Here is a 22,468-nt window from a genome sequence, read left to right as displayed (position 1 = left end):
AGGAACCAATGGCGCCTTCGCTGGCCTACTTCGCCTGGCTCGCCCGTCTGCGGCCGTACACCCTGATGCGCCCCGCAGCCGCGCTGCAGCGCAACCTCAAGCGGCACGGGCTGACCGTGTATGACTACCCGGACGACGATCACCTGCGCGCGTCGACGCCCGAGGACCACACGCCGTTCTCCGCGACCGGCTGGCCGCTGAAGTCGGCGTTCGGGATCGGGCACGGCCTGGACGTCATGCCCCGCACCGACACCGCCGCGGGCCGCGCGGAGAACGCGGCGATCGCCCGGCAGCTGATCAAGGACCGCGACGCCGACCGCTCCGGCGTGCTGTGGATCAAGTACATCAACTGGACCGATGAGCGGGGCGTCTGCCGCCAGGAGCGGTGGATGCCGAACCGCACCACCAGGTCGTCGACGGACAAGGGGCACATCCACATCTCGGGCCGGTCGGACTGCGACGACGACGCCCGGGCCGAGACCTACGACCCGCTCAGCGAAGGAGACCCGTTCATGGCGCTCAGCGATCAGCAACAGACGGACCTGTGGGAGTGGATCGCCCTGCTGGTCGACCCGGGAGCCCCGCCGAACGGCCGCCCCGGGGACAGGTTCCGCTTCCCGCCGCCGTTCAAGGCTCTCGCCACCCGGCTCGGCACGATCGAGGCGGCGCTGGCCGCGTCGGCGCTGCGGGAGCAGGACATGCTGGCCGCGCTGGCCGCGCTCGCCGGCGGCGGCGGCGTCGACACGGCCGCGATCATCGCCGCGATCAACGCGCGTTCGTTGGACGTCATCGGGATGCTCAACCAGCAGGCCGCCCGGATCGCCGAGCTGGAAGCCGAGCTCGAGCAGGCGCGGCACGCCGCGGCGCAGGCCGAGACCGGCTGAGCCACGACCCGGCGGCCCGGGACGGTTCCTTCCTCGCCGCAGCCGCCGCCGGGCTGGTGCCGGCTTCCTACGCTGTCGGCATGCAGCTGACCGAGTTGAGCGATCGGGGGTTCCGGACCTCCGTCAGTGTGTTCCAGCGACCCACTGGTGGGCTGCGCTGGGTGATCATCCCGACGATCCACATGGGGCACGCCGACTACTACTGGGCGATCTGGCAGCGGCTACGGTCCTGCAAGGCGGTCATCGCCGAGACCTGGGACGGGCCCAGCTCGACCGGCATGGCCTACGCCAACGCGATGCGCCTGGCCCGGCAGCGAGCCAGCCGTGACCTGGTGGCCCAGGACATCGACTACGGCGCGCTCGGCGTACCGATCATCTTTCCCGACGACTACCTGGTGCCGCAGGCGGACCCGGACCGCCGGATGTCCCGTGGAGAGCGGCTGCACGCGACCATGTGGACGCCGATCCTCGCGCTGCAGATGGCGCTCGCGGATGACGGTGACTGGCTCAGCACCGCATCACTCGAACTGCACGACCATACCGAGGTTCCGCCGTACGGCGACAGCATCAAGCGGGACGAACTGCTGCTCGGCGTGATGCGGGAGATCGACGGCGAGTTCAGCGCCGAGGACATCGAGGTGGCCGTCGTCTTCGGGGCGTTGCACATACCGGCCGTCGTCCGGGAGCTGACCAAGCTCGGCTACCAGGTGATTCCCGAGGTCCAGTGGCTGACCGCGATCGACTACGACGAGCCGGCGTACCTGCGCAAGCCCCCGCTGGACGGGTGGATGGACTGGTGACCATCATGACCCACCCGGACCTGGACGGTTGGCCAGCCACGTTGCGGATGTCGGCATGACTGTTCTGGCGATGGCTTCCGCAGGGCGGTGGTTTTACCGTGCGGTCATGCCTATCGGACGGCTGGTGTTTGGTCTTGAATTCGGCACCTTGTGATGGCGCGGTCCGTCAACTCGATGCGGTCTCGGGCGGTCTTGATCGGCGCCGGCCGTTACGACGGTGCGCAGTTGCCCGACCTACCAGCCGCTGCACGGAATGTGGCGGCGCTCGGCGGGCTGCTGGCAGTTGACGGCTGCACGCAGGTGGTGGACCCGCTGGATGTGGCAGCGGTGCTGGACCCGGTGCGAACCGCATCGCTGCAGGCCGAGGATCTGCTGGTGGTGTATTACGCCGGGCACGGTCTGCTGCTCGGGCGGCAGCGGGACGAGCTGCACCTGGCGGTCGGTCGCAGTGATTTGGAGAAGCCGTGGGCGGCGGTGCCGTACGCACAGGTCGCCGATCTGGTCCGAGACAGTGGTGCACGGGTCAAGGTGGTCATCCTGGACTGCTGCTACAGCGGTCGTGCGACCGGTGTGCCGTTGATGGCGGCCGGGCCTGGGGTGATGGAGCAGGTCGACGTCGAAGGCGTGTACGTGATGACGTCGAGCCCGGCGACGCGCCCGTCGTACGCACCGTCGGGCTCGGCGTTCACCGCCTTCACCGAAGCGCTGCTGGACGAACTTGCCGCTGCGGCGACCGGCACCGACGGTCGGGTGTCGCTGGCCGCGGTGTTTGAGCGGGTGCGGCGGCGGATGCGGCGGGCTGGACTGTCGGAGCCGCAGCAATACACCACCAATACCGCAGCCGAGTTGGTTCTGGTGGTGCATGGCAAACAGGTCGGCGGTCGCGTCGTCACCTGGGGATACAGCACCCGCTACGAAGGCAGGGACATCTGGAGGATTTCAGAAGTCGCCACCGTGCCCTACGGACTGCCGCCCGCAACAGCGGTGTCGGCCGGCTACGGACATGACCTGTCCCTTGACGCGTACGGACGTGTCCATGCCTGGGGCGACAACGGGGAAGGGCAGCTGAACGTTCCGGATGGCCTGGACCGGATCGTGGCGATCTCGGCGGGTGGAAGCCATAGCCTTGCCCTCGACGCCGACGGACGGGTGTACGGCTGGGGCCGCAACACCCATGGGCAGGCAGCCGTCCCGGAGGCGCTGTCCGGCATGGTGTCTGTCGCCGCGGGATGGAGCCATAGCATGGCGCTCGGGAGCGACGGGCGGGTCGTCGCATGGGGCAGCAACCGTTGCGGGGAGCGGGCGGTCCCGGGCGGGCTGTCCCGAGTGTCGGCCATCGCCGCCGGTGGGCTGCACTGCCTTGCCCTCGACGCCGATGGCCGGGTCACCGCCTGGGGCGACAACACCTACGGCGAAACGCGGGTTCCGGACACCCTGGGACGGGTCGTCGCCATCGCGGCCGGATCGCATCGAAGCCTTGCAGTCGACGTCGATGGCAAACTCACCGCTTGGGGCAAGGTTGGCCGGCCTTCACGACCCTCCCGTGCTACGCCACCCAAGGGATTGGACCGGATCATCGCCATCGCCGCCGGCGAGTGGCACGACCTGGCCCTCGACGCCAACGGACAGATCACTGCCTGGGGCGACAACAGCCGCCACCAGACGGAGGTACCCACAGGACTGGTAGGCGTGACAGCGATCGCAGCCGGCGGGCACCGCAATCTGGCCATTGTCGCGGACTGAGCCCGCTCGTCGAGTGCACCCCCGATCGTGCTGCTCAGAGGGCCGGGCCGCCGACGTCACCGGCGGCCCACATGCGGGCCGCCACGCCGACCCGGTTTCGCACGCCGAGCTTCGCCTGGATGCTGGCCAGGTGGGTCTTCACGGTCCCGGCCGAGATGTTGAGCTCCGCCGCGATCTCCGCGTTGGTGCCGCCGGCCGCCACCGCCCGGGCGACCTCGCGTTCGCGGTCGGTCAGGGCGGCGACGCCAGCCGTTGATCCAAGCGGCTCGAGGCGGCGCAGCAGCCGGACCGTCAGCTGCGGGCTGATGAGGGTGTCGCCGGCCATCGCCGCGCGGACCGCCTCGATCAGCAGGGTCGGCCCGGACCGTTTCAGCAGGAAGCCGCAGGCGCCGTCGCGCAGCGCAGTGGTGAGGTAGTCGTCCTGGTCGAAGGTGGTGACCACGATGACGCGGGGCCCGGTGCCGGCCAGCCGGCGGGTCAGTTCCAGGCCGTCGAGGCCGGGCATGCGGATGTCGGCGAGGACGACGTCGGGGCGCAGGTGGCGGGCCAGGTCGAGGGCGGCGGTGCCGCTGGCGGCCTCGCCGACGACGGTCATGTCGGGCTGGCTGTCCAGGACCAGCCGGAACCCGATCCGCACGTTCTCCTGGTCGTCGGCGATCAGGATGCGGGTCGTCACGGCCGGTCCAGCGGCAGCACGGCGGCGACGCGCCAGCCGTTGTCGTGCGGGCCGGCCTGCAGGGTGCCGCCGAGCAGGTGCGCGCGGTGCCGGAGGTCGGCGAGGCCGGTGCCGTTGCCCGGGGTCGCGGTGCCCGGCGCCGGCGCGTCGTTGGTGACGGTGACGGCCAGTTCCCGGTCCGCTGTGTGGGACACGACGACCCGGACCGCCGTCGCGGCCGGGGCGTGCCGGTGGACGTTCGTCAGCGCCTCCTGCACCAGGCGATACGCGGTCGCGCCGATCTCAGCCGGTACCCCATCCGGTGCGGCGAGCGAGGACTCGACGTGGCCGCCGAAGCGGTGCAGCAACTCGGGCAGATCGGCGAGGCCGGGTGCCGCGCCGGGCGGGCCGGCGAGGTCGCCGAGCATCGCGACGGTGCGGTCCATCGTGTCCAGGGCCCGCAGCCCGGCCGCCTCGACCCGGTCCAACGCGTCCAGCGCGCGGGCCGGGTCGGTGCCGGCGACGAACTTGGCGGCCTGCGCGAGGGCCACGATGCCGCTGATGTCGTGGGCGACGAAGTCGTGCAGGTCGCGGGCGAGCGCGAGGCGCTGCGAGCGGCGCTCCCGGGCGACGGAGCTGCGGCGGCGGGCCTCCGCGAGGCGCGGGTATCCGCCGATCACCACCGCGACCGCCGGGCCGCCGGCCCACAGGGCGCAGGCTCCGACCGCGTCGAGCAGCGAGTCCGACGGCAGGAACCGCAGCACGCACACGGCGACGGCGAGGCCGGCGACCGCGACCGCGGCGAGCGCGGACCGCCGCGGCGCCCACCGGGTCGCGGCGACGAGCAGCACCAGCAACGCCGCGCACTCGCCGAGCCCGGTCCAGCCCGCCGCCTCGCCGTAGTCGGGTGGCGCGGCGACGTACGCGGCGGTCGCGGCCAGGGACACCGCACCGGCGGCGACGGCCAGGCGCGCGGGCCACACCCGCCGGTCCGGCCGGCCGGCCACGGCGACGACCGCCGCGGCGGCCACGGCACCGGCGGCGGCCACGGCCGGCACGACCGCGAGGGCTCCGATCGCGTCGCTCACCCGCCCAGCGTAGAGACCCACCGGCGGCGGCGCCGTCCGCCGAACGGCAGAGCCTCCGATGCCCGCACCGGCCACAACCCGTCCTTCGGCAGATGCCGCGCCGCCGCCGGCCCGCCGAGGCTGAACCCATGACATTCAGACGCATCAACTGGCCCGCCCTCGCCGCCGGGTGGGCTCTCGCGTACGGCCTGCTCGCGCTGTACTGGACCACCGGTGGCGGCGGCTTCCCGTTCGGCGCCGGCGACCCCGACCCGGGCATCGAGAAGGGTCTGTCAATCCTCGGCGGGGTCCACCGGTCCGTGGCGGCGCCGGTCATCGCGGCGGTCGCGCTCGGCGCCGCAGTTGTCGCCGCGCTGCTCGCCGGGCGCATCAGGGATGCGCGACGTCCCGCGGCGGCGGGTCGAGGTGTCGGCCGGGCCGGGATCGCGCTGGAAGCGGTCGCGTGGACGGTGGCACTGACACTGGGCGTGGTCGTGCCCGACTACCGGCCGCTGGTCGCGATGGGGCACGTGCCGGTCCTGCTCGCCGGCAAGCCGTTCGGCTGGCCCGAAGGGGTGTCGATCGGCTCGCAGCTACCGTGGCCGGTGCTGAACCAGGGGATCCTGATGGCCGGCGGTGCCCTGTTCGCGCTGGCGGCCCTCACCCACCGCCGGGCCCGCCGCAACGCCTGCACCGCCTGCGGCCGCGCCGGTCTCGGCGATGGCCGGGACCCGGCGCGCTGGGGCCGGATCGCCGTGTGGGTCGCCGCCGGTGTTCCGGTCGTGTACGCGGCGACCAGGTTCGCCTGGGCGCTCGGTATACCGCTCGGGTTCAGCTCGGCCCAGTTGCGGGACATGGCCGCGGAGATGCCCGGCATCTGGTGGGGCGGCGCAGCGCTGGGTGCCATGGGGCTGGCCGGGTCGGTCCTGACGTTCGGGCTGATCCGCCCGTGGGGTGAACGCTTCCCCCGCTGGATCCCGGTGCTGCGCGGCCGCCGGGTACCGGTCACGCTCGCGGTCGTGCCCGCCGTCGTCGTCGCGATGGCGGTCACGTCGGCCGGGCTCATGTTCGGCCGGGTGCTGTACCTGGACCCGGATCCGGGCAAGCTGGCGATGATGGGCCCGGGCCTGCTGTGGCCGCTGTGGGGTGCCGCCCTGGCCGCGGCCGCGGTCGCCTACCGGATCCGCCGGCGGGGAGACTGCACCCGCTGCGTCAACGCGCCACTGGCGGCGCGGAGCTGACGGCCACGGTGCCGGCGAACGCCGAGGCCGTCACCGGCGGCCCAGCGCACGGGCGACGGCCGGGATGATCGCGATCGAGAGCAGCCATCCGAGCACGTGCAGGGCGGTGAGCACATTGCTCGCCGCCGCCGTGTGCGCCTCCCAGCGCCGTTCCTGTCCGAGCGGGGACGTCGGCAGCAGCGCGTCGATCACGTACAGCACCGCGCTCGACGGATCGAACCGGGCGTTGCCGGACACCGGCGACGGCGGGACGCTGAGGAAGTACGCCGTGCCGGCGACGGCCGCGGCGGCGAGGATGGCCAACGCCCGGCCGGGGGCGTAGCCGTACCCGGCGATGGCGTCCAGTGCCGCGCTCCCGGCGCGCCGCCACGGCGTGAGCGTCCGGCGGCGGGCCCGCTGCCGCGCGAGCCGCACGGCGCGGTGTTCCTGGTCGTGGTCGACGCTCTGGTAGTACGCCGCCAACTGCTCGTACGGCTGCGGATGGTAACCGTGCGGGTCCGAGCGGAGCAGCTGGAGCCGCTCGTTGACAGGGGTTTCCGGTTGCATGGCGGCATACCGGACGTTGTCCATGCAGATGGCGGGAGCGTTGTCGGGATCGATGTGCAGCGCGCCGGCGATGGTGCTGCCGCTGAGCACGGCGGTGCCGATCGCGCTCTTGCGGGACAGGAAGAAGTCCTGCGTCACGGTCATGCTGAGCGCCTCGAGCGCGACCCGGTCGGGTCCCAGCAGCGTCGTGCCGGTCAGGTCGAGCCGGCCCTGGATGTGGGCCTCGGTGAGGTCGACATAGTCCAGCCGGCAGTTCTCGATGAGGAACGGGCCCGCAGTGACCACGGCGACCGCATCGATGGCCGGGATTCTGCAGCGCCGGATCCAGATGCCCCGGGTCCGCGCGTCGCCGAGCTCGACGGATTCATCGAACCAGCAACGGATGATGCCGATGGAGAAGTCCACGTCGCCGTCGCCCAGGTGCAACTTCCCGACGATCCGTGCGCCGTGCAGATGCAGCCTCGCGGTGGATCCGGGTTTGGTCGGCGCCGCCCCGAGCAGCAGCGCAACGACCACGGCCGCGCGGACGGTGCAGGACTCGGTCCAATCCGAGATCTGGGCGTCGGCGCCGTTCGGGTCGGGGCCGCCCAGGTCGACGCGTGTCCCGTCCGCGAATGCGTCCCACAGCTCGCGCTCGGCCGCCGTCAGGTCCGCGCGCTCCACGGCGTCTCCCTTGTGCCATACAAGAATGTGGATCTATTCTAAACGGTGCGCATCCTGCTCTGGCACGGATATCGGCTGAGCGGCACCGGATCCAATGAATGCGCCCGGGCGCTTGCCCTTGCTTGGAGCCGCGACGGCCACGACGTGACCCTGTTCTCCCAGGAGCCCCGGCCGGAGCACTTCGACATCGGTGCGGCATCGGCGGTGCGACCGGATATCGACGGCATCCTGCCGGTGTTCGTGCTCGACCGGTACGAGGGGCTGCACGCTCGCCTGTTGCCGGACTTCACGCCGGCGGAACGCGACCACTACGTGCGACGCAACGCGGCCGCGCTCCGCGAGCACCTTCCCGCCGATCTCGTGTACACCAACCACGTGCTCATGGGCGGGCCGGTCGGGGCGGCGACCGGCGCCCGCTACACGGTCTCGGTGCACGGTTCGGAGCTGGAGTACTCGATGCGCGGCAGGCCGGACCTCGCCCGGCTCGGGCAGGAAGCGCTGCGCGGAGCCGCCGCGACGTACGTCGGCTCCGCACATGCCGGCGGGGTGCTGACGGAGATCTGCGGCCCGGTGCCGCGCGTGCACCAGGTGCCTTCCGGCGTCGACACCGACCGGTGGAGGCCCCGGCCGCGCCTCGAGGCGCTGGCAGCGCTCGCCGCGGAGCCGAGCCCGGCAGCGGGCGTCACGGACCGGCTCACGGCGTTCCTCGCCGACGACGAGCCCACCGTCGTCTATGTCGGCAGGTTGCTCCACAACAAGGGCGTCCATCTGCTGCTGAAGGCGCTGGACGGGCTCGACGCCCGGGCGGTGATCGTCGGCTCCGGCGGGCATCGTGCCGACCTGGCAGCCTCCGCGCCCCCGAGGACGCTGTTCACGGGACCGCTCGGGCACCGTCAGCTCGTACACCTGCTGCCGTTGGCGGATGTCAGCGTCGTGCCGTCGATCTTCCCGGAAGCGTTCGGGATGGTCGCCGCCGAGGCAGCGGCGTCCGGGACCCCGCCGCTGGTGGCACGCCACTCCGGACTCGCGGAGATCGCGGCCCGGCTCGCCTCGGCCTATCCGCCCGAGTTCGCGCAGCTCACCAGCTTCGAACCCGGCGATCCGGCCGACCTGCACCGGAAGCTCAGGGCACTGCTGCTCCTGCCGCCGGACGAGCGCCGTCGCCTGGGCCTCGCAGCGCGACAGGTTGCCGTCACGCACTGGGGCTGGCCGCGCATTGCCAGGCACACGCTCGACGTGATCCGTTGACCATACATTGATCATTTATGTATGGTGCGGGCATGAAACCGATGCGGGAGCCGACGTTTCTCATCCTGACCGCGCTCGCGGACACGCCCCGGCACGGCTACGGAATCCTCCACGAGGTCGCCGAGGTCTCCGGTGGGCGGGTCAGCCTGCTCACCGGCACCCTCTACACGGCGCTGGACCGGCTCAGCGCCGAAGGCCTGGTCGAGCTCGACCGCGAGGAGACCGTCGACGGCCGGGCCCGCCGCTACTACCGGCTCACCGCCAGCGGGCGCACCGCGCTGACCGAGGAGACCGCCCGGCTTCGCCAGCTCACCACCGCCGCCGAGCGGCGCCTGGCCCTCGCCCCGCGCCCGAGGACGGCCTGATGACGCCGTTGTCCCGGCGGTACAGCCTGCTGCTGCGCGCCTATCCGCGCGGGTACCGCCCCACCGAGCTCCTGGACACGCTCCTCGAGGCAGCACCCCCGGGCCGGACATGGCCGCCGCTGCGGGAGGCGGCGAACCTCGTCCGCCACGGCCTGCGCGCCCACCTGGGGCGCCCGGGCAGCCGTGGTGTCGTGTTCTGGGCCGTGACCACCGCGTTCGTGTTCGGGCTGTTCGGCAGCGGGCTCGCCGTGCGGGCGGCGTGGGAGACCACGCCGCCGCTGCCGGACCAGGCGCAGACCCGGACGATCCTCGCCGAGATACTGCCGGACGAGGCCTGGGGCGAGCCCACCCCGCCCACGCGGGCGAAGTTCGGCAACTTCGGCGCGCCCACCGGGTGGGCCGGCTACGGGCGGTGGGTCACGTCGTTCGAGGGCGGGGACTACGGGCGCACGGAAGTCGGCGCCGCCATCCCCGGCAACCTGCGCCTCGGCGTGGCCGGCACCGCGGAACGGGCGACCGCCGGGCTGCGGGCCCACGGCTGGCGCATCCGCATGGTGACGGACGACGACCCGGACAACCACGTCACCGTCCTCGCCCGCCGCGACGGCCTGGACATCGCCGTGACCGTCTACGGCTACACCGTGACCGCAGACCCGTCGGTCTTCGTCTCCATCGCCCGCTCGACCCCGGTGGCCGCATGGCCCGCCGGGATCGGCGGCGGGCTGCTGAGCGCGTTGCTGGCGTTCCTCGCGTTCGGGTGGGGCAGCCGCCGCACCGCGTCCGGCCACCCGTTCGGACGGCTGGCCGAGGCGCTGTACGGCATCGGGCTGCTGCTCTGGCTGCTGCCGAGCACCGTCGCGCTGCCGCTGACGACGATCCGCACGGTCCAGTACGGCGGGCCCGACTGGCCGCAGACGTGGGAGTGGTTCGGCCAGCCGCACTACTTCATCTTCATCCTGCCCGGCGTGGCGTTCCTCGCGCTCGCCGCCGCACTGGCGGCGCGGCCCGCACTCAGGAAGGAACCGCTGGAGGCCAACGGCTGACGCTTCACCCGGAACGGGCGGTGTGCGGCGCGGCGGAGCGGGCAGGCCGACGCGATGTCGCATCACCTGGACTCCCCCGCCGCCCGCAAGGACGCACGGCTGGACATCACCGACCTGTACGTGTTCCGCGGCGAGCGCGGCACCGTGTTCGTCATGAACGTCAACCACTCGATCGCCACGGAGGTCACCGGTCACCGCGTCCCCGCGGGCTTCCACCCGGAGGCGCAGTACGAGTTCAAGATCGACACCGATGGCGACGCCGTGGAGAACCTCACGTTCCGGTGCACCTTCGGCGAGCTGGACGCCGACGGCGGCCAGACGCTGCAGCTGCGCCGCCTCACCGGGGCCGACGCCGCCGATCCCGACGCGCCGGGCACGGTGCTCGCCGACGGCGGCACCGGCCGGGCCGTGGACGGGCCCGACGGGATGCGGCTGTGGGTCGGCCGGGCCGGCGACCCGTTCTGGATCGAACCCGACGTGCTGCACGCCGTCGGCCACGCCCTGACCGACGGCACCCGGGCCGACCTGGCGGGGTGGACGCCGCAGCGGGCGAGGAACCTGTTCGCCGGGCACACGGTGCACACCATCGTCCTGGAGGTGCCGGACCGGCAGTTGCTGGCCGCGGCGCCCGACGGGCACCTGGGCGTCTGGGCCCGGACGAACCTCGCCACCGACGCCGGCGGCTGGCGCCAGATCAACCGGGCCGGCCACCCGATGATCCACCCGCTGTTCACCCAGTTCCACGAGGCGCTGGGCGACCAGCTCAACGCCGGCGTCCCGGCCGACGACCTGGCCGACTACGCGAAGCTGATGGCCGACGCGGTGTCGGCGGTCGTGACGGCGTACGGCACGGTGGCCGACCCCGGCGCGTACGGCGCCGCGATCGCCGCTCGGCTCCTGCCCGACGTGCTGCGCTACACCGTGGGGACGCCCGCAGCGTTCAGCTTCAACGGTTTCAACGGGCGGTCCCTCACCGACAACGCGCCGGACGTCATGTTCTCCCTCGCCACCAACACCGCATGCACCATCGGCCTGGACAAGGACTCGGTCACCAGCAAGCCGACGGACCGGTTCCCGTACGTGCCGCCCGTATCGGCACGCATTGCCAACTCTCAATGAGAAACTCTCACAATTGAATTGATCTTCATCTCGATGATCCCCGGATTGGCAATCGTGGGGTCCGTTCTGCTACACCAGGATGCGCGCGAAGGGCGGGAACCGGCTGGGCACGGCGGGCGGAAGGGGATCACGTGGCGCTGTCCGGTGCTCCGGCACGGTGGGAGACCGACGGTGGTCCAGTCGAAGTGGCGCGGGAGATCGGCTCCAGCGGGCAGTCGACACGGTATGAGACGTCGGATCGCGCGCTGCTCGTCGTGCTGCATCCTCGCGACGCCGGCCACGCCGAACGGTTGGCCCAGCGGCTCAGCAGCGTGCGCCGGCTCGACCTGACGGGCCTGCCGCTGTCCCGCCCCTACCGGCTCCTGCGGCGGCCGCAGATCGGATACACCACGGATCCGATCACCGGCCTCGTCCCACTCGGAAACCTGCTCTCGCCCGCAACGGCGGCCAACTTCGTCGTCTGGTACGCCGCCACCGGTGGCCTGCAACGACGGCTGCGCCTGCTCGCCCGGGTGGCAGCGGCCATCGCCCGGCTGCACGACCACGGCCTGGCGTACGGCGATCCGGCGCCGACCAACATCCTGGTCCCGGCGGACGAGACGACCACGACCGGGCAGGCGGCAGCCGATGAACCGGTCTGGCTCACCGACGTGCACGGCGTGACCCTGGACGCCGAGATGCGGATGCCGCCGGACGTGACGGTCGGCTACGCGGCTCCGGACGTGCTCTCCGGACGGCACGGGGTGTCCAGTCTCAGCGACGCGTTCGCGTTCGCGGTGCTCGCCTTCCACGTCCTCGCCGCGACCCACCCGTTCCTCGGCGACGCCGTGTACGACCACGACCGGCTCCTGCGCGACAAGGGGTACACCGGTCTCCTGCCGTGGGTCGAACACACCACGAACGGCAGCAACCGCTGCCGGTACGGCGTGCCACGCGAGTGGGTGCTCACGCCGGCGCTCCGCACGCTGTTCGAGGAGGCGTTCGAGGGTGGTCTGTGGAACCCGTCGGCGCGGCCGACCGTCGGCCAGTGGCGCGACGCGCTGTTCACGGCCGCCGGCACGACCTTGGTGTGCGAGCGGTGCCGCAACGGGTTCTACGGTGCCGGTGCCGCCTGCCCGTGGTGCGGCGACACGGCCCCACCGGCCCTGCGTGGCCGGGTCCATCTGGACCTGTGCGACGACCGTGGAGCGGCGCTCAGCCGGGTCACCCAAACGGACGACGTGACGGTGCAGCGCGATCGGGTGACCCCGGTCGCCGCCGGGCTCGTCACGTTCGACAGCGGCGACCCGATGCGGCCGGTCGCCGCCCTGCGGTTCGAGCGCGGCGGCGCGCTGACGGTGTACAACCGCTGGAACCGGCCGCTGTGGGTCGTGGCGCCGGGCGGTGCGCCGCAGCTGGTGGTCGAGCCCAGCGCGGATTCTGCGATCCCATCCGCCGGCGACGGCCGGTGGGAGCTGCACTTCGGCCCGGCGATGCTGACCCACCGGCTGATCGAATTCGTGCCTGTTGCGGGCACCGCATGAGCACGACGCTGCCACCACTGCCGGGCGCGGCCACGTTCGTGCAGCTCACCTGGCGCGGCCCGGCCCCGGCGCCGCACGTGGACGCTGTCAAGGACACCGAAGCACTGCTGGTCCGGGACGCCGCCGGCCGTGTGACGGTCGAGGTGCAGGGCGTCACGTCGTCCGTGACCGGCTATGACGACGAGCAGGAGCGCGCGCTGCACCGGGTGCTCGACCAGCCGATGCAGCGGGTCGCCACCGTCACCCACCTCGACCGCAAGGACGGACCACGGCTCGACCTGTACATCCACTCCTACGAGATCGGTCCGGCCGGGGAGCCGCTGCCGATCGGGGTCTCCGACCCGGCGATCGAGAGCATCCGCCGCGCCGCGCCCGACGAGGTCCGCCGCAACGACGGCGACGCCGCGGTGGCCTGGCTGATCCGGCGGTTGATCCTGCCGCCGTTGCCGGGCTCCGCGCCCGGCGTCCCCGGCCGGGCGATCATCTCCGCGGTCCCCCGGCAGGACCCGCGCCGGCCGACCACGTTCCGCGTGCACGGGCGTGGCGTCGCCATCGACGTCAAGGTGGACGGCGACGACCGCGCGATCGTGACCAGGGTGCTCTCGCGCGGCTACGACGCCGCGCACGGCGTGCTGAAGCTCGTCCACCGCGACCTCGTCCTCACCGACGCGTCCGTCGCCGCCAAGCTGCGGGCGGACATGAAACGCCAGCTCGACAAGCTCGCCGACGGTGAGGGTTTCCTGGCGTTGTGGCACCGGTACAACCGGGCCGAGAGCTGGTGGGTGCTGCGGCAGGTCGCCGACGACGGGTACGCCCGATATGACGCGGTGCGCCGGCTCGACGACGGGGTCTACCGGTTCACGCTCGCACCCGATCAGGCGCCGGAGCCGCGGGCCGCGCTGCTGCGCCGGGCCGCACGCACCCAGCAGACGGCCGACGGCGCGGACGGCTGGCAGTTGGAGGCGGCGCAGGCGCTGCCGGCCGCGATCATGCGGCTGGCCAACGGTGAGTCCATCGACCCGGAGCATCAGGACAACGGTTGGGGGCTGCTGGACGAGCAGCTCGACACGGCGGCGGTGAGCGCCACGGTCGTGCACGTCGACGAGCACGACGGCACCGTCGACGTGCAGCCGGTCCTGCTCGACGACCCCGGCCACGCGCTCAAGCCCGATCCGTGGGCACCGCCGTCGGAGGGGTTCCTGTACCGCTCGTTCCGTGGCGACCGTCGCCGGCTGCTCCGCCGGCGCCAGGCGATCGACCAGGTGCTGGCCGGTCATACCCGTATCCCGAACCTGCTGTCGCTGCTGGACGGCTCACAGGTGGCGGCGCCGGCCCGCAAGCGGATCCAGGCGCGGTCGGAGGCGGCGTGGAAGCACTTCGGCGACGCCGGCCCGACCGACCGCCAGGAGCTCGCCATCGACGTCGCCCTCAACACCCCGGACGTGGCGATCATTCAGGGGCCGCCCGGCACCGGCAAGACGCAGGTGATCGCGGCGCTGCAGACCCGGCTCGCGGAGGAGGGGCACGGGTTCTACCGGCTGCGCGGCAGCATGCTGCTGACCAGCTACCAGCACGGCGCCGTCGACGAACTCGTCCAGCGCTCGAAGGTGTTCGGGCTGCCCGCGAACAAGGTCGATCGGGCCGGGCGGGGCGCGACGGTCCAGATCGATCAGTGGTTGCAGGAGACACTGGCCCATCTCGACCGCCGCATCGAGGAGCATCCCGCGGGCGCGGCGCTGACGACCTTGCACCGGGCGGCCGCGCTCGTCGCCGGCCACCTCCTGGCGCCGGGCAGCCGGGCGGAGACCGCCAACCTGCTCGACGAGCTCCGCGCACTCGGCGGTGCCGTGCTGCCCGGCCGTCTGATCGACCGGCTGCACATCGCCAGGGACCGGCTCACCACGAGCTCCGGTGCGGCCCGCGCGGCCCGGCCCCGGTCCATGGCCGCCGACCTCGTCGTCATGGCCCTGCGCGAGATGGTGGCGCAGCCGGAGACCTTCCACCCGGCCGGTCCGGCAGCGGCGCGCAAGGCGCTGCGACGGCTGGCGGCGCTGCCGGACGCCGCGGATCCTGCGCTGGTCGCGGTGCTCGAACGCGCCGCCGGGTGGACGGCACCGGGGCCCGTTGCGTTCCAGGACGAGCTCGAGGCAGTGGCGCACCAGCTCACCGCGTGGCTGGACGGGGCATCCGGCGAACCGCCCGTGGACGACCCGGCCCGGCAGGACCTCGCCGATGACGCCGACCTGCGGGCCCTCCTGGGTGACGTCGTCGAGGCCCTTGACGATCGACTCGCCCAATCGACCGACGACGGTGTCGCCGCGGCGCTGCTGGACTACCGGCAGGCCCTGGCCGGGGATCCGGACGCGGTGAGCTGGACGCTGCGCGAGTACACCGCGTCGTATGCGGCCACCTGCCAGCAGGTTGACTCGCCGGCGATGCGGGACGCGAAGCAGCGGGCCAGCAGCCGCGACGTCAGCTTCGAGACGGTGATCGCCGACGAGGCCGCCCGGGCCAACCCGCTCGACCTGATGATCCCGCTGATCCACGCCGACCGCCGCATCGTGCTCGTCGGTGACCAGAACCAGCTGCCGCAGATGCTCGAACCCGACGTCGAGCGGGAGTTCGACACCGACCTGAGGGACCGGCTGGCGGAGAGCCTCTTCCAGCGGCTGTTCACCTCGCTCGCGAGCCCGGACGCGCCGGTGCGCCGGGTCGTGCAGCTCAACCGGCAGTTCCGGATGCACCCGGAGCTCGGCGACCTGATCAGCCGGCACTTCTACGGCGGCGAGCTGAGCAACGGGCGCGACGCCGCTGACTTCGTCCACGGACTGCCCGGATACGCCTCGGCGGTCGCCGCGTGGATCGACGTGCCGGGCAGTCAGGGACCTGAGTACGGCCGCCGCAGCAAGACCCGCCCGGCCGAGGCGAAGGTCGTGGCCGCCGAGCTCAAGCGGCTGTTGGAGGCTGCGCCGGACCTCACGTTCGGCGCGATCACCTTCTACAGCGACCAACGCGACGCGATCTGGCGCGAGCTGACCAGACTCGACCTGGCCGAACGCACGGAACACAGCGGATACCGCCCGGTGGAGGAACTCGGGTTCAACGCCGCCGGGGACCGGCTCGACCGGCTCATGGTCGGCACCGTGGACGCCTTCCAGGGCAAACAGTTCGACGTCGTGCTGCTGTCCACGACGCGGTGCGCGCCCCGGCACGACCACGTGCCCGCGCCGGGCGACCCCGAGTACCGGCGCTGGGCCGGCCAGCGGTACGGGCACCTGGTGCTGCGCAACCGCATGTGTGTGGCGCTCAGCCGGCAACAGCGGCTGCTCATCACCGTCGGCGCCGCCGACATGTTCGACGCGGCGAAGGCACCGGCCGCGCTGGCGCCCCTGACCGACCTGTTGGCGATGTGCCGGAGGGGTGCCCCGCATGGGCGTATGGTCTGACGCGCGGATCGTGCAGTTCGACCCCGGGCCACGGGTCGCCGCCGACAGCAAGGTCGCGCTGTTGTGGCCGGCGTGGGCGTACCGGGTCACCGCACCGGTGCTGCAGGACCGCGGCATCGACCTGTTCCAGCGGGCGGTCCTGGCGTTGTGCCGGGCCGGCGTCCGCCAACCCGACCGGATGGGACCGCTGCTGCACCTGGATCCGCGCCTGTGCACCCACATCGTCGACCGGGCCCGCACAGCCGGCCTGCTCGACAACGCCGGCGACATCACACAGGCCGGGTTGCTGGCGCTGCGGACCGGATCCACCGGCGACACGCCGCAGTGGCAGGTCTGCTACGTGTTCCAGGACCCGTTCGGTCAGCGCCTCTGGCCCCGCACCGTCGAACGGCTCACCGACGCGTGGCTGGTCGGCCGGACCCCGACCGAGGCGAAGATCATGGTGCACGGCGAACGAGGCGGGTTTCAGCGAGCCACGTTCGTCATGGCTCCCGAAGGTCCGCCGGCATGGCCGTCGGCCGCCCGGGTCGTCGAAGCCGCCAGCCTCGACCACGCCGAGCGCAGCGCGCACGAGCAACGGCAGCGGGAGCGGCGCAACCGCCAGCCGCCGGACACGACACCCGACACGGCGACAGCCGTGCCGGACCTCGACGGTGACGCGCGCCCGGACCTGCATCGCGTGGCGTTCGTCGACGAACCGGAGCCGGTGTTGATGCTGGCGTTCCTCACGGCCGAACACGACCCGGACCCGGCACCGAACGAACCGGATCCAGCGGACGACGAACTGGTGGCCCACGACCCGTTCGGTCTCGGCCCGAGCAAGGTCCTCCACGACCTCGTCCGCCGGCAGGCACGCACCGACACACACCTGGCGGCCATCCTGGCGGAGCTGACCGCGGCCGGCTTCGAGCAGGCCAGGCAACGGGCTCACCACGCCGACCTGAGCCTCGTCCAGCAGGTGCAACGCCGGCTCGTCCACGAGTTCGGCCCCGCCATCCGGGCCGACGCCGACGCCCTGGCGATGATGACCGACCTGGACCGCGAGCACCTGTCCGCCGGACGGGACGCATCGCTGAAACGCCTGGCCCATCAGGCGCTGGCCATGTACGAGGTCCTGCTGCCCAGGCTCCTGCACGCTCATCCGCTGCCGCAGCAGACCCTCGACAACTATCTGGCCGTGGGCGTCAAACTGCGCCGCGCAATGCTGGAACGCACGGCACGGGACGTCGGATTCGAGCGCGCCGACGACCTGTTCGGCTCGGTCACCGACAGCGAGCTGACCAAGACCAACGACAATCCGGCGAAGGGCTACGTGAAGGGCCTGATGACGCTGTGCCTGCTGGCCGTGCCGGCCTGGCCCGATCATCCCCTGCGCCGGCTCGCCCGGCAGCACCCCGACCTGCTCGGCACCCTGCAGGTGCTCAACACGCTGCGCAACCGCAGCGCGCACGCGAACCGTGAGGCCGGCCCACGCCACGACGCCGACTGGTGCCGCGCGGTCGGTGCCGCCGCCGCATCGGCGCTGCTCGAAGTACCTGCCACGCTTCCGGAAAGGACACCGACCTGATGTCGAAGGCCAACCGTCGGACCGCCGCCAACATCCCCACGGCCCGGCGCACGGAGACGCGCCCCGCCGACGGTCAAGCGGCGCCGGACGGGGCTCTGGACGAGGCACCGGACGAGGCACCGGACGTCACGGTGGCGAAGGTCGACGAGACGGTGGCGGCCGCCGCGGCCGCGCTGGGCGGCGACGATCGGCTGCCCGACCCGCCGGAACCCCCGGCCGGCGGCGTGGACGCGGCGACCCTGACCGAGGCCTGGCGCCGGGCGGCGCAGGCGGAGCAGGCATTCAAGGATCTCGGTGCAGATCTCGCCGACCTGCAGGTGCGGCTGGCCGGGGAACTGGCCTCGCAGCGCGACACCGCGGCCGACCTCTCCGCCCGCAGCCAACGCCTCGAGCAGGCCGAGCAGCAGGCTGAGCAGCGGGCCGAGCAGCGGGCCGGCGAAGCGCAGGAAGCACAGGAAGCGCTGCGGCTGCGGAACGCCGAGCTCGACGAACGCGACAGCCGGCTCCTGTCGGCGGAGACGGCGCTGCTGGTGCAGCAGCAACGAGCCAAGGAGGACCTGCTCGCCGAGGTCAGGGCCGAGTTCGCCGCCACCCGTGACCGCCTCGCCGCGCAACTGCGCACCTTGGAGGAGGAGGTCGAACGCAACCAGGCGCGGGCGCTGGAGTCCCTGGCCAGGGAACGCGACGACGTCGCCGCCGAACGCCGGCAGGTGGCACAGGAGTGGCAGCTCGTGCGGCAACGCACAGCGGAGCTCGAGGCACGCGAAGAGGACCTGGCCGACGCCAGAACCTTGTACGCCGAACGGGAGCAGCTCGCCGTCGCCGCCGCGACCGAGCGCTGGCAGTTGCGCTGCAGCCAGCTGGAGTCGCTGCACCGCGGCGCCCGCGAACACGCCGACGACCTGGAGCGGCAGCTCGCGCAGCGGGCCGCCGCGGACCGCGCCTTCGGCACCCGCAGCCCCGACCAGGTGCTGGCCGAGCTGGAGCGGCTGCGCGCCGACAGCGCCGAACTGCGCCGGCTGGAGCTGGTGGCCCCCGACGAGACCAGGGACCGGCTCATCGCCGTGGAACAGGAACGGCAGCGCCTGCAGGAGGGGCGCACGATGCTGCTGCAGCAGAACGCCGAACTGCAGCGGGAGCTGTCCGGGCATCAGATCACCGCGGTGGAGCTGGAACGGCTGAAGGTCAGCAAGGCGGCGATGAGCGCGTCCGTCGAGGCGTACGCGGCGACGGTGTCCGACCTGGAACGCCAGATCACCGGGCTGATCCACCGCCGCGACAGCGAATCGCCGTTCCCGGAGTGCTCGCGGATGGACCGCGAGCTCGACGAGGCGCGTGAGGACCTGGACGACGAGCCGCCGCACCTGCCCGACCTGATCACGCGGGTGCGGGCACTCATCCGGCAGCAGCATCAGCTGTACTACAGCCCGGCCGACCTGCGGTGCTTCCTCGCCGGCCTCGCGGCGACCCGGCTGCATCTGCTGCAGGGCATCAGCGGCACCGGCAAGACCCAGCTGCCGCAGCGGTTCGCCGAAGCCATCGGGGCGGCAAGCGTCGTGGTGTCCGTCGGCGCCGACTGGCGCACCCCGCAGGACCTCATGGGCTACTACAACGCGTTCGAGCGCCGGTTCTACGAGTCCGAGTTCACGCAGGCGGTGTACCGGGCGCAGTGTCGCGCCCACGCCGACCAGCCGTTCTTCGTCGTGCTCGACGAGATGAACCTGTCCCATCCGGAGCAGTACTTCAATGACGTGCTGTCGGCGCTGGAGCGGGAGGCGAAACGCAGCGAACGGACCGACCTGGTGCTCATGACCAGCGCCGTCGAACCGCCGCCGCGGCTCCTGCACGACGGTCGCCGGCTACCGGTGCCAGGCAACGTGTGGTTCGTCGGCACCGCCAACCACGACGAGACGACGCTGCACTTCGCCGACAAGACCTACGACCGGGCACACGTGATGGAACTGCCGGCACGCTACGAACGGTTCCAGACCAAGCCGGTCGACCCGCTGCCGTCGCTGAGCTGGCCGGCGCTGGAACGGTCCTTCCGGGACGCCCGCAAGCAGCACATCCCGGACGTCGCCGCCGCGCGCAAGTTCCTGACCGGCGAGTTCGCCGACCGGATGCTCGACGACTTCGACGTGGCCTGGGGCAACCGGCTCAACTGGCAGCTCGGCGCCTACGTGCCGGTCGTGCAGGCAGCCGGCGGCGACCTCACCGAGGCCGTCGACCACATCATCGCGACCAAGATCCTGCGAAAGCTGCGGGGCCGGCACGACCTGCACCGCGACCTGATCGAGCGGCTCCGCGACGATCTGCCCGGCCTGTGGCAGAAGCTGTCGGCCGACGGTGTCCCGGACAAGTCCGACCGGGTGCTGTGGCGCGAACTGCGCGACCGCGGCGCGTCCTGATGCGGTTCCACGATCGCATCGGCGGCGACGACCGTCCGCTGCCGGGACGGCACCCACTCGGCCGGTTCACCGTCGCCGCCGGCCCGGAGCTGCTGATCAACGGCATCGTGGTGCGGCCGGGCGACTACATCGGCGGGCCGCGGCGGTGGCGGGCCCGATCCGGCGCGGCCACGGTGCAGAGCGAGCACGGGCCGCAGCCGCTGCCGGATCCGGTGCTCGTCAGCGCCGTGCGCCTCATCGGCCTCGACATCGCCGAGCGGATCTCGACCGGACGGTCGCTGGACGACGCACCGGCCGTGTCACCCGTCATCGACCGGAAGCTGGCCGAGACCCGGCTGGCACCGGCGCCGCTCGAGAAGGCGATGGAGCAGCATCTGCGGCACCTGACCGCGGTGTGCTTCCGGCCCGCGGCCCGGCTGAGCCCGGTCAACGTCCTGCTGCCGGTGTCGCGCAGCCGGCGGATCACCTCCGCCACCGTCGTCCGGCTCGCCGCCCACAGTGAGGACTGGGCGCGGCTGCGTCCCGACGGCGTGATCCCCGAACGGGTCCTCACACCCCAGCGTGACATCAACGTCGACCTGTATGAGAACCGCGTCGCGGCCCGGCTCGCCACCCATCTCTGGCGACACCTGACGCTCCGCATCGCCGAGCTGCGCAGCCTCAGCGGCACGTTCACCGACGCGCAGCGACTCATCGAGGATGCAGCCGACCGGCCGTTCCTGGCCACCGTCGGCCTGTGGGAACTGCTGGTGGACCTGGTGGAGGACCTGGACTGGGCCGCCGGGGTCGCCAACCGGCTGCACACGCTGGAGCGGCTGCGGGACGAGGTGGCCCGCCTGCGCGGGGCACCGCTGTGGCGCGTCGTCAACCACCGCGCCGACGTCGGCACGACGCTGCGCCCGACCAACCTGTTCACCGACGATCACCGGTACCGGCACGTCAGCGACCTGTGGCAGGCGTGGCTGGCCAGCCAGGGCGGCGCGTTGACCGCCGCGGAGGAACTGGACGCGATCCAGCAGTGGTGCCGGAACTTCGAGCTGTACACCGGCCTGCTGCTGCACCGGGCACTGCTGAGCATGCGCCTGACTCCGGCGGATGCGTCGGCGCCGGCGCGCGGCGGTGCTCCGGCCCGGTACCTCGCCGGGCGGGTGGCCGTGGCGCTGCGGCGCGGCGACGACGGTGTGTACACCGTTGCCCGCGACGGCACCGACGTCGTGCGCGTGGTGCCGCTCCCGCACGCGCTCACCGCGTCCGGTCGCCCCGATGTCGTCGCCGCCGAGCTGACGGGGCTGCTGGGGATGCCGTCAGGGCCGCCGACCGTCGTGGTGTACCCGGCCGAACGAGCGGAGCGCGCGGGCCTTCCGCTGCAGACACGGCTGCGGGTGTTCGAGACGCCCGGCGGACCCGCTCCTGGGCGCTCCGCAGCCAGCCCGTACCCGGTGCCGGTCTCCCCGCTGGACGTCGACAGCGTCGTCCGGCTGGCCCGGGTGCTGCGCTGGGCGCTGGAGAAGCCGCGGCTCGGCCCGTACCCGCACGCCGTCGACGCCAACCCGGCCGACGCCGGCGCGCTCGCCGCGCTGCCGTGGCTCGCCGAACGCGACGGTTCGCTGGTCGTGGACCGCCCACCGGCCGGGCACGAACGCGCCGCGCTGCCCGCCGAGCTCCGGCGACTGCACCGGGCCGCCGACCGCGCCAGGCAACGAGGCGACAACAGCGAGCAGCTCGACCGGCTCCGCCACGACCTGGAGGCGGCGGCCGACCGCACCGCTGACGTCCTGCGCTGCCCGGTGTGCACCAAGGAGGCGCCACTGACGGGGCGCAACTGGCAGCGCCTCGACGAGGGCTACCGGGTCACCTGCGACTCGTGCCACTCGGTGTGGGAGCGCCGCACCTGCCAGCGGTGCCGCGCGCGGTACCCGGTGCTGTCGCCGCCGGCAACCGAACGCCCGCCGGACACCGCCGCCGAATCGCTGGACGGCGACGCGATCGACCGCAGGTTCGGCAGTTTCGTCCTGGCCACGGAGTGCTGGATCCGCCCGCGCAGGTTCATCTGCCCCGACTGCAGCACCTGCGCGGAGGCATTCAGCGGCAACGCCGCCGGCTGCGACCGTTGCGCCGGCCAGCCGCCGGCCTAGCCTGACGCCGGCACG

16 protein-coding genes are annotated in these 22,468 nt (G+C 72.6%); 13 read left to right on the top strand and 3 right to left on the bottom strand.

Annotation, left to right across the window (positions count from 1 at the left end; translation table 11 throughout):
• Nucleotides 1-8: 8 nt before the first annotated feature.
• From ACFPIJ_RS11410 to ACFPIJ_RS11400, 3 genes are all read left to right on the top strand, one after another.
• Nucleotides 9-884 (top strand): hypothetical protein, encoded by an 876-nt coding sequence (locus tag ACFPIJ_RS11410; RefSeq protein WP_380114689.1) that lies wholly within the window; start codon nt 9-11, stop codon nt 882-884.
• A gap of 80 nt (nt 885-964) precedes the next feature.
• Nucleotides 965-1,684, top strand: coding sequence for a hypothetical protein (locus ACFPIJ_RS11405; protein WP_380114688.1), 720 nt, complete (start codon nt 965-967; stop codon nt 1,682-1,684).
• Nucleotides 1,685-1,876: 192 nt separating this feature from the next.
• Nucleotides 1,877-3,427 (top strand): caspase, EACC1-associated type, encoded by a 1,551-nt coding sequence (locus ACFPIJ_RS11400; RefSeq protein WP_380114687.1) that lies wholly within the window; start codon nt 1,877-1,879, stop codon nt 3,425-3,427.
• 34 nt (nt 3,428-3,461) lie between these two features.
• On the opposite strand, the gene ACFPIJ_RS11395 is transcribed toward ACFPIJ_RS11400, so the two are convergent.
• Together ACFPIJ_RS11395 and ACFPIJ_RS11390 are read right to left on the bottom strand one after the other, a co-directional pair.
• A complete protein-coding gene (locus ACFPIJ_RS11395; RefSeq protein ID WP_380114686.1) occupies nt 3,462-4,103 on the bottom strand; it encodes a response regulator in 642 nt (213 codons plus the stop codon).
• The gene (locus ACFPIJ_RS11390; RefSeq protein WP_380114685.1) at nt 4,100-5,170 is read right to left on the bottom strand and encodes a sensor histidine kinase; all 1,071 of its coding nucleotides are present in this window, start codon (nt 5,168-5,170) and stop codon (nt 4,100-4,102) included. The genes ACFPIJ_RS11395 and ACFPIJ_RS11390 overlap by 4 nt, the downstream gene beginning before the upstream one ends.
• Before the next feature lie 128 nt (nt 5,171-5,298).
• Between ACFPIJ_RS11390 and ACFPIJ_RS11385 the strand changes: the two genes are divergently transcribed.
• Nucleotides 5,299-6,390, top strand: a complete 1,092-nt coding sequence (locus ACFPIJ_RS11385) for a hypothetical protein (protein ID WP_380114684.1) — start codon at nt 5,299-5,301, stop codon at nt 6,388-6,390.
• A 30-nt stretch (nt 6,391-6,420) separates the two neighbouring features.
• Here ACFPIJ_RS11385 and ACFPIJ_RS11380 read toward each other — a convergent pair whose 3' ends face one another.
• Nucleotides 6,421-7,599 (bottom strand): hypothetical protein, encoded by a 1,179-nt coding sequence (locus ACFPIJ_RS11380; RefSeq protein WP_380114683.1) that lies wholly within the window; start codon nt 7,597-7,599, stop codon nt 6,421-6,423.
• Between the two features lie 45 nt (nt 7,600-7,644).
• Here ACFPIJ_RS11380 and ACFPIJ_RS11375 point away from each other — a divergent pair, with 45 nt between their 5' ends.
• The 9 genes from ACFPIJ_RS11375 to ACFPIJ_RS11335 all read left to right on the top strand — a co-directional run bounded on the left by ACFPIJ_RS11375 (nt 7,645) and on the right by ACFPIJ_RS11335 (nt 22,453).
• Nucleotides 7,645-8,847, top strand: a complete 1,203-nt coding sequence (locus ACFPIJ_RS11375; RefSeq protein WP_380114682.1) for a glycosyltransferase family 4 protein — start codon at nt 7,645-7,647, stop codon at nt 8,845-8,847.
• A gap of 41 nt (nt 8,848-8,888) precedes the next feature.
• Entirely contained in the window at nt 8,889-9,212 is a 324-nt protein-coding gene (locus tag ACFPIJ_RS11370; protein WP_380114767.1) for a PadR family transcriptional regulator, read from the top strand.
• Nucleotides 9,212-10,255 carry a hypothetical protein gene (locus tag ACFPIJ_RS11365; RefSeq protein ID WP_380114681.1) on the top strand — a complete coding sequence of 348 codons (1,044 nt, stop codon included), beginning with the start codon at nt 9,212-9,214 and terminating at the stop codon, nt 10,253-10,255. Before ACFPIJ_RS11370 ends, ACFPIJ_RS11365 begins: the two co-directional genes overlap by 1 nt.
• 54 nt (nt 10,256-10,309) lie before the next feature.
• On the top strand, nt 10,310-11,374 hold the full coding sequence (locus ACFPIJ_RS11360; RefSeq protein WP_380114680.1) for a DUF4331 family protein: 1,065 nt from the start codon (nt 10,310-10,312) through the stop codon (nt 11,372-11,374).
• Nucleotides 11,375-11,505: 131 nt separating this feature from the next.
• The gene (locus ACFPIJ_RS11355; protein ID WP_380114679.1) at nt 11,506-12,897 is read left to right on the top strand and encodes a hypothetical protein; all 1,392 of its coding nucleotides are present in this window, start codon (nt 11,506-11,508) and stop codon (nt 12,895-12,897) included.
• On the top strand, nt 12,894-16,343 hold the full coding sequence (locus ACFPIJ_RS11350) for a DEAD/DEAH box helicase (RefSeq protein ID WP_380114678.1): 3,450 nt from the start codon (nt 12,894-12,896) through the stop codon (nt 16,341-16,343). Before ACFPIJ_RS11355 ends, ACFPIJ_RS11350 begins: the two co-directional genes overlap by 4 nt.
• Nucleotides 16,327-17,910 (top strand): hypothetical protein, encoded by a 1,584-nt coding sequence (locus ACFPIJ_RS11345; protein WP_380114677.1) that lies wholly within the window; start codon nt 16,327-16,329, stop codon nt 17,908-17,910. Before ACFPIJ_RS11350 ends, ACFPIJ_RS11345 begins: the two co-directional genes overlap by 17 nt.
• Nucleotides 17,910-20,318, top strand: coding sequence for an AAA family ATPase (locus ACFPIJ_RS11340; RefSeq protein WP_380114676.1), 2,409 nt, complete (start codon nt 17,910-17,912; stop codon nt 20,316-20,318). Before ACFPIJ_RS11345 ends, ACFPIJ_RS11340 begins: the two co-directional genes overlap by 1 nt.
• Complete coding sequence (locus ACFPIJ_RS11335) at nt 20,318-22,453, top strand: hypothetical protein (protein WP_380114675.1); 2,136 nt, start codon at nt 20,318-20,320, stop codon at nt 22,451-22,453. Before ACFPIJ_RS11340 ends, ACFPIJ_RS11335 begins: the two co-directional genes overlap by 1 nt.
• Nucleotides 22,454-22,468 lie beyond the last annotated feature (15 nt).

The organism is Dactylosporangium cerinum, from assembly GCF_042653625.1.
In the GTDB taxonomy this organism is placed as follows: domain Bacteria; phylum Actinomycetota; class Actinomycetes; order Mycobacteriales; family Micromonosporaceae; genus Dactylosporangium; species Dactylosporangium cerinum.
The sequence above is the reverse complement of the archived record's forward strand: the minus strand, read 5'-3'. Positions and strand labels throughout refer to the sequence as shown.

What these genes read in the sequence shown, in the direction of transcription:
- ACFPIJ_RS11410 (WP_380114689.1), top strand. Translation starts at nt 9, where the DNA reads ATGGCGCCTTCGCTGGCCTACTTCGCCTGGCTCGCCCGTCTGCGGCCG.
- ACFPIJ_RS11405 (WP_380114688.1), top strand. Translation starts at nt 965, where the DNA reads ATGCAGCTGACCGAGTTGAGCGATCGGGGGTTCCGGACCTCCGTCAGT.
- ACFPIJ_RS11385 (WP_380114684.1), top strand. Translation starts at nt 5,299, where the DNA reads ATGACATTCAGACGCATCAACTGGCCCGCCCTCGCCGCCGGGTGGGCT.
- ACFPIJ_RS11370 (WP_380114767.1), top strand. Translation starts at nt 8,889, where the DNA reads ATGCGGGAGCCGACGTTTCTCATCCTGACCGCGCTCGCGGACACGCCC.
- ACFPIJ_RS11365 (WP_380114681.1), top strand. Translation starts at nt 9,212, where the DNA reads ATGACGCCGTTGTCCCGGCGGTACAGCCTGCTGCTGCGCGCCTATCCG.
- ACFPIJ_RS11360 (WP_380114680.1), top strand. Translation starts at nt 10,310, where the DNA reads ATGTCGCATCACCTGGACTCCCCCGCCGCCCGCAAGGACGCACGGCTG.
- ACFPIJ_RS11350 (WP_380114678.1), top strand. Translation starts at nt 12,894, where the DNA reads ATGAGCACGACGCTGCCACCACTGCCGGGCGCGGCCACGTTCGTGCAG.
- ACFPIJ_RS11345 (WP_380114677.1), top strand. Translation starts at nt 16,327, where the DNA reads ATGGGCGTATGGTCTGACGCGCGGATCGTGCAGTTCGACCCCGGGCCA.
- ACFPIJ_RS11340 (WP_380114676.1), top strand. Translation starts at nt 17,910, where the DNA reads ATGTCGAAGGCCAACCGTCGGACCGCCGCCAACATCCCCACGGCCCGG.
- ACFPIJ_RS11335 (WP_380114675.1), top strand. Translation starts at nt 20,318, where the DNA reads ATGCGGTTCCACGATCGCATCGGCGGCGACGACCGTCCGCTGCCGGGA.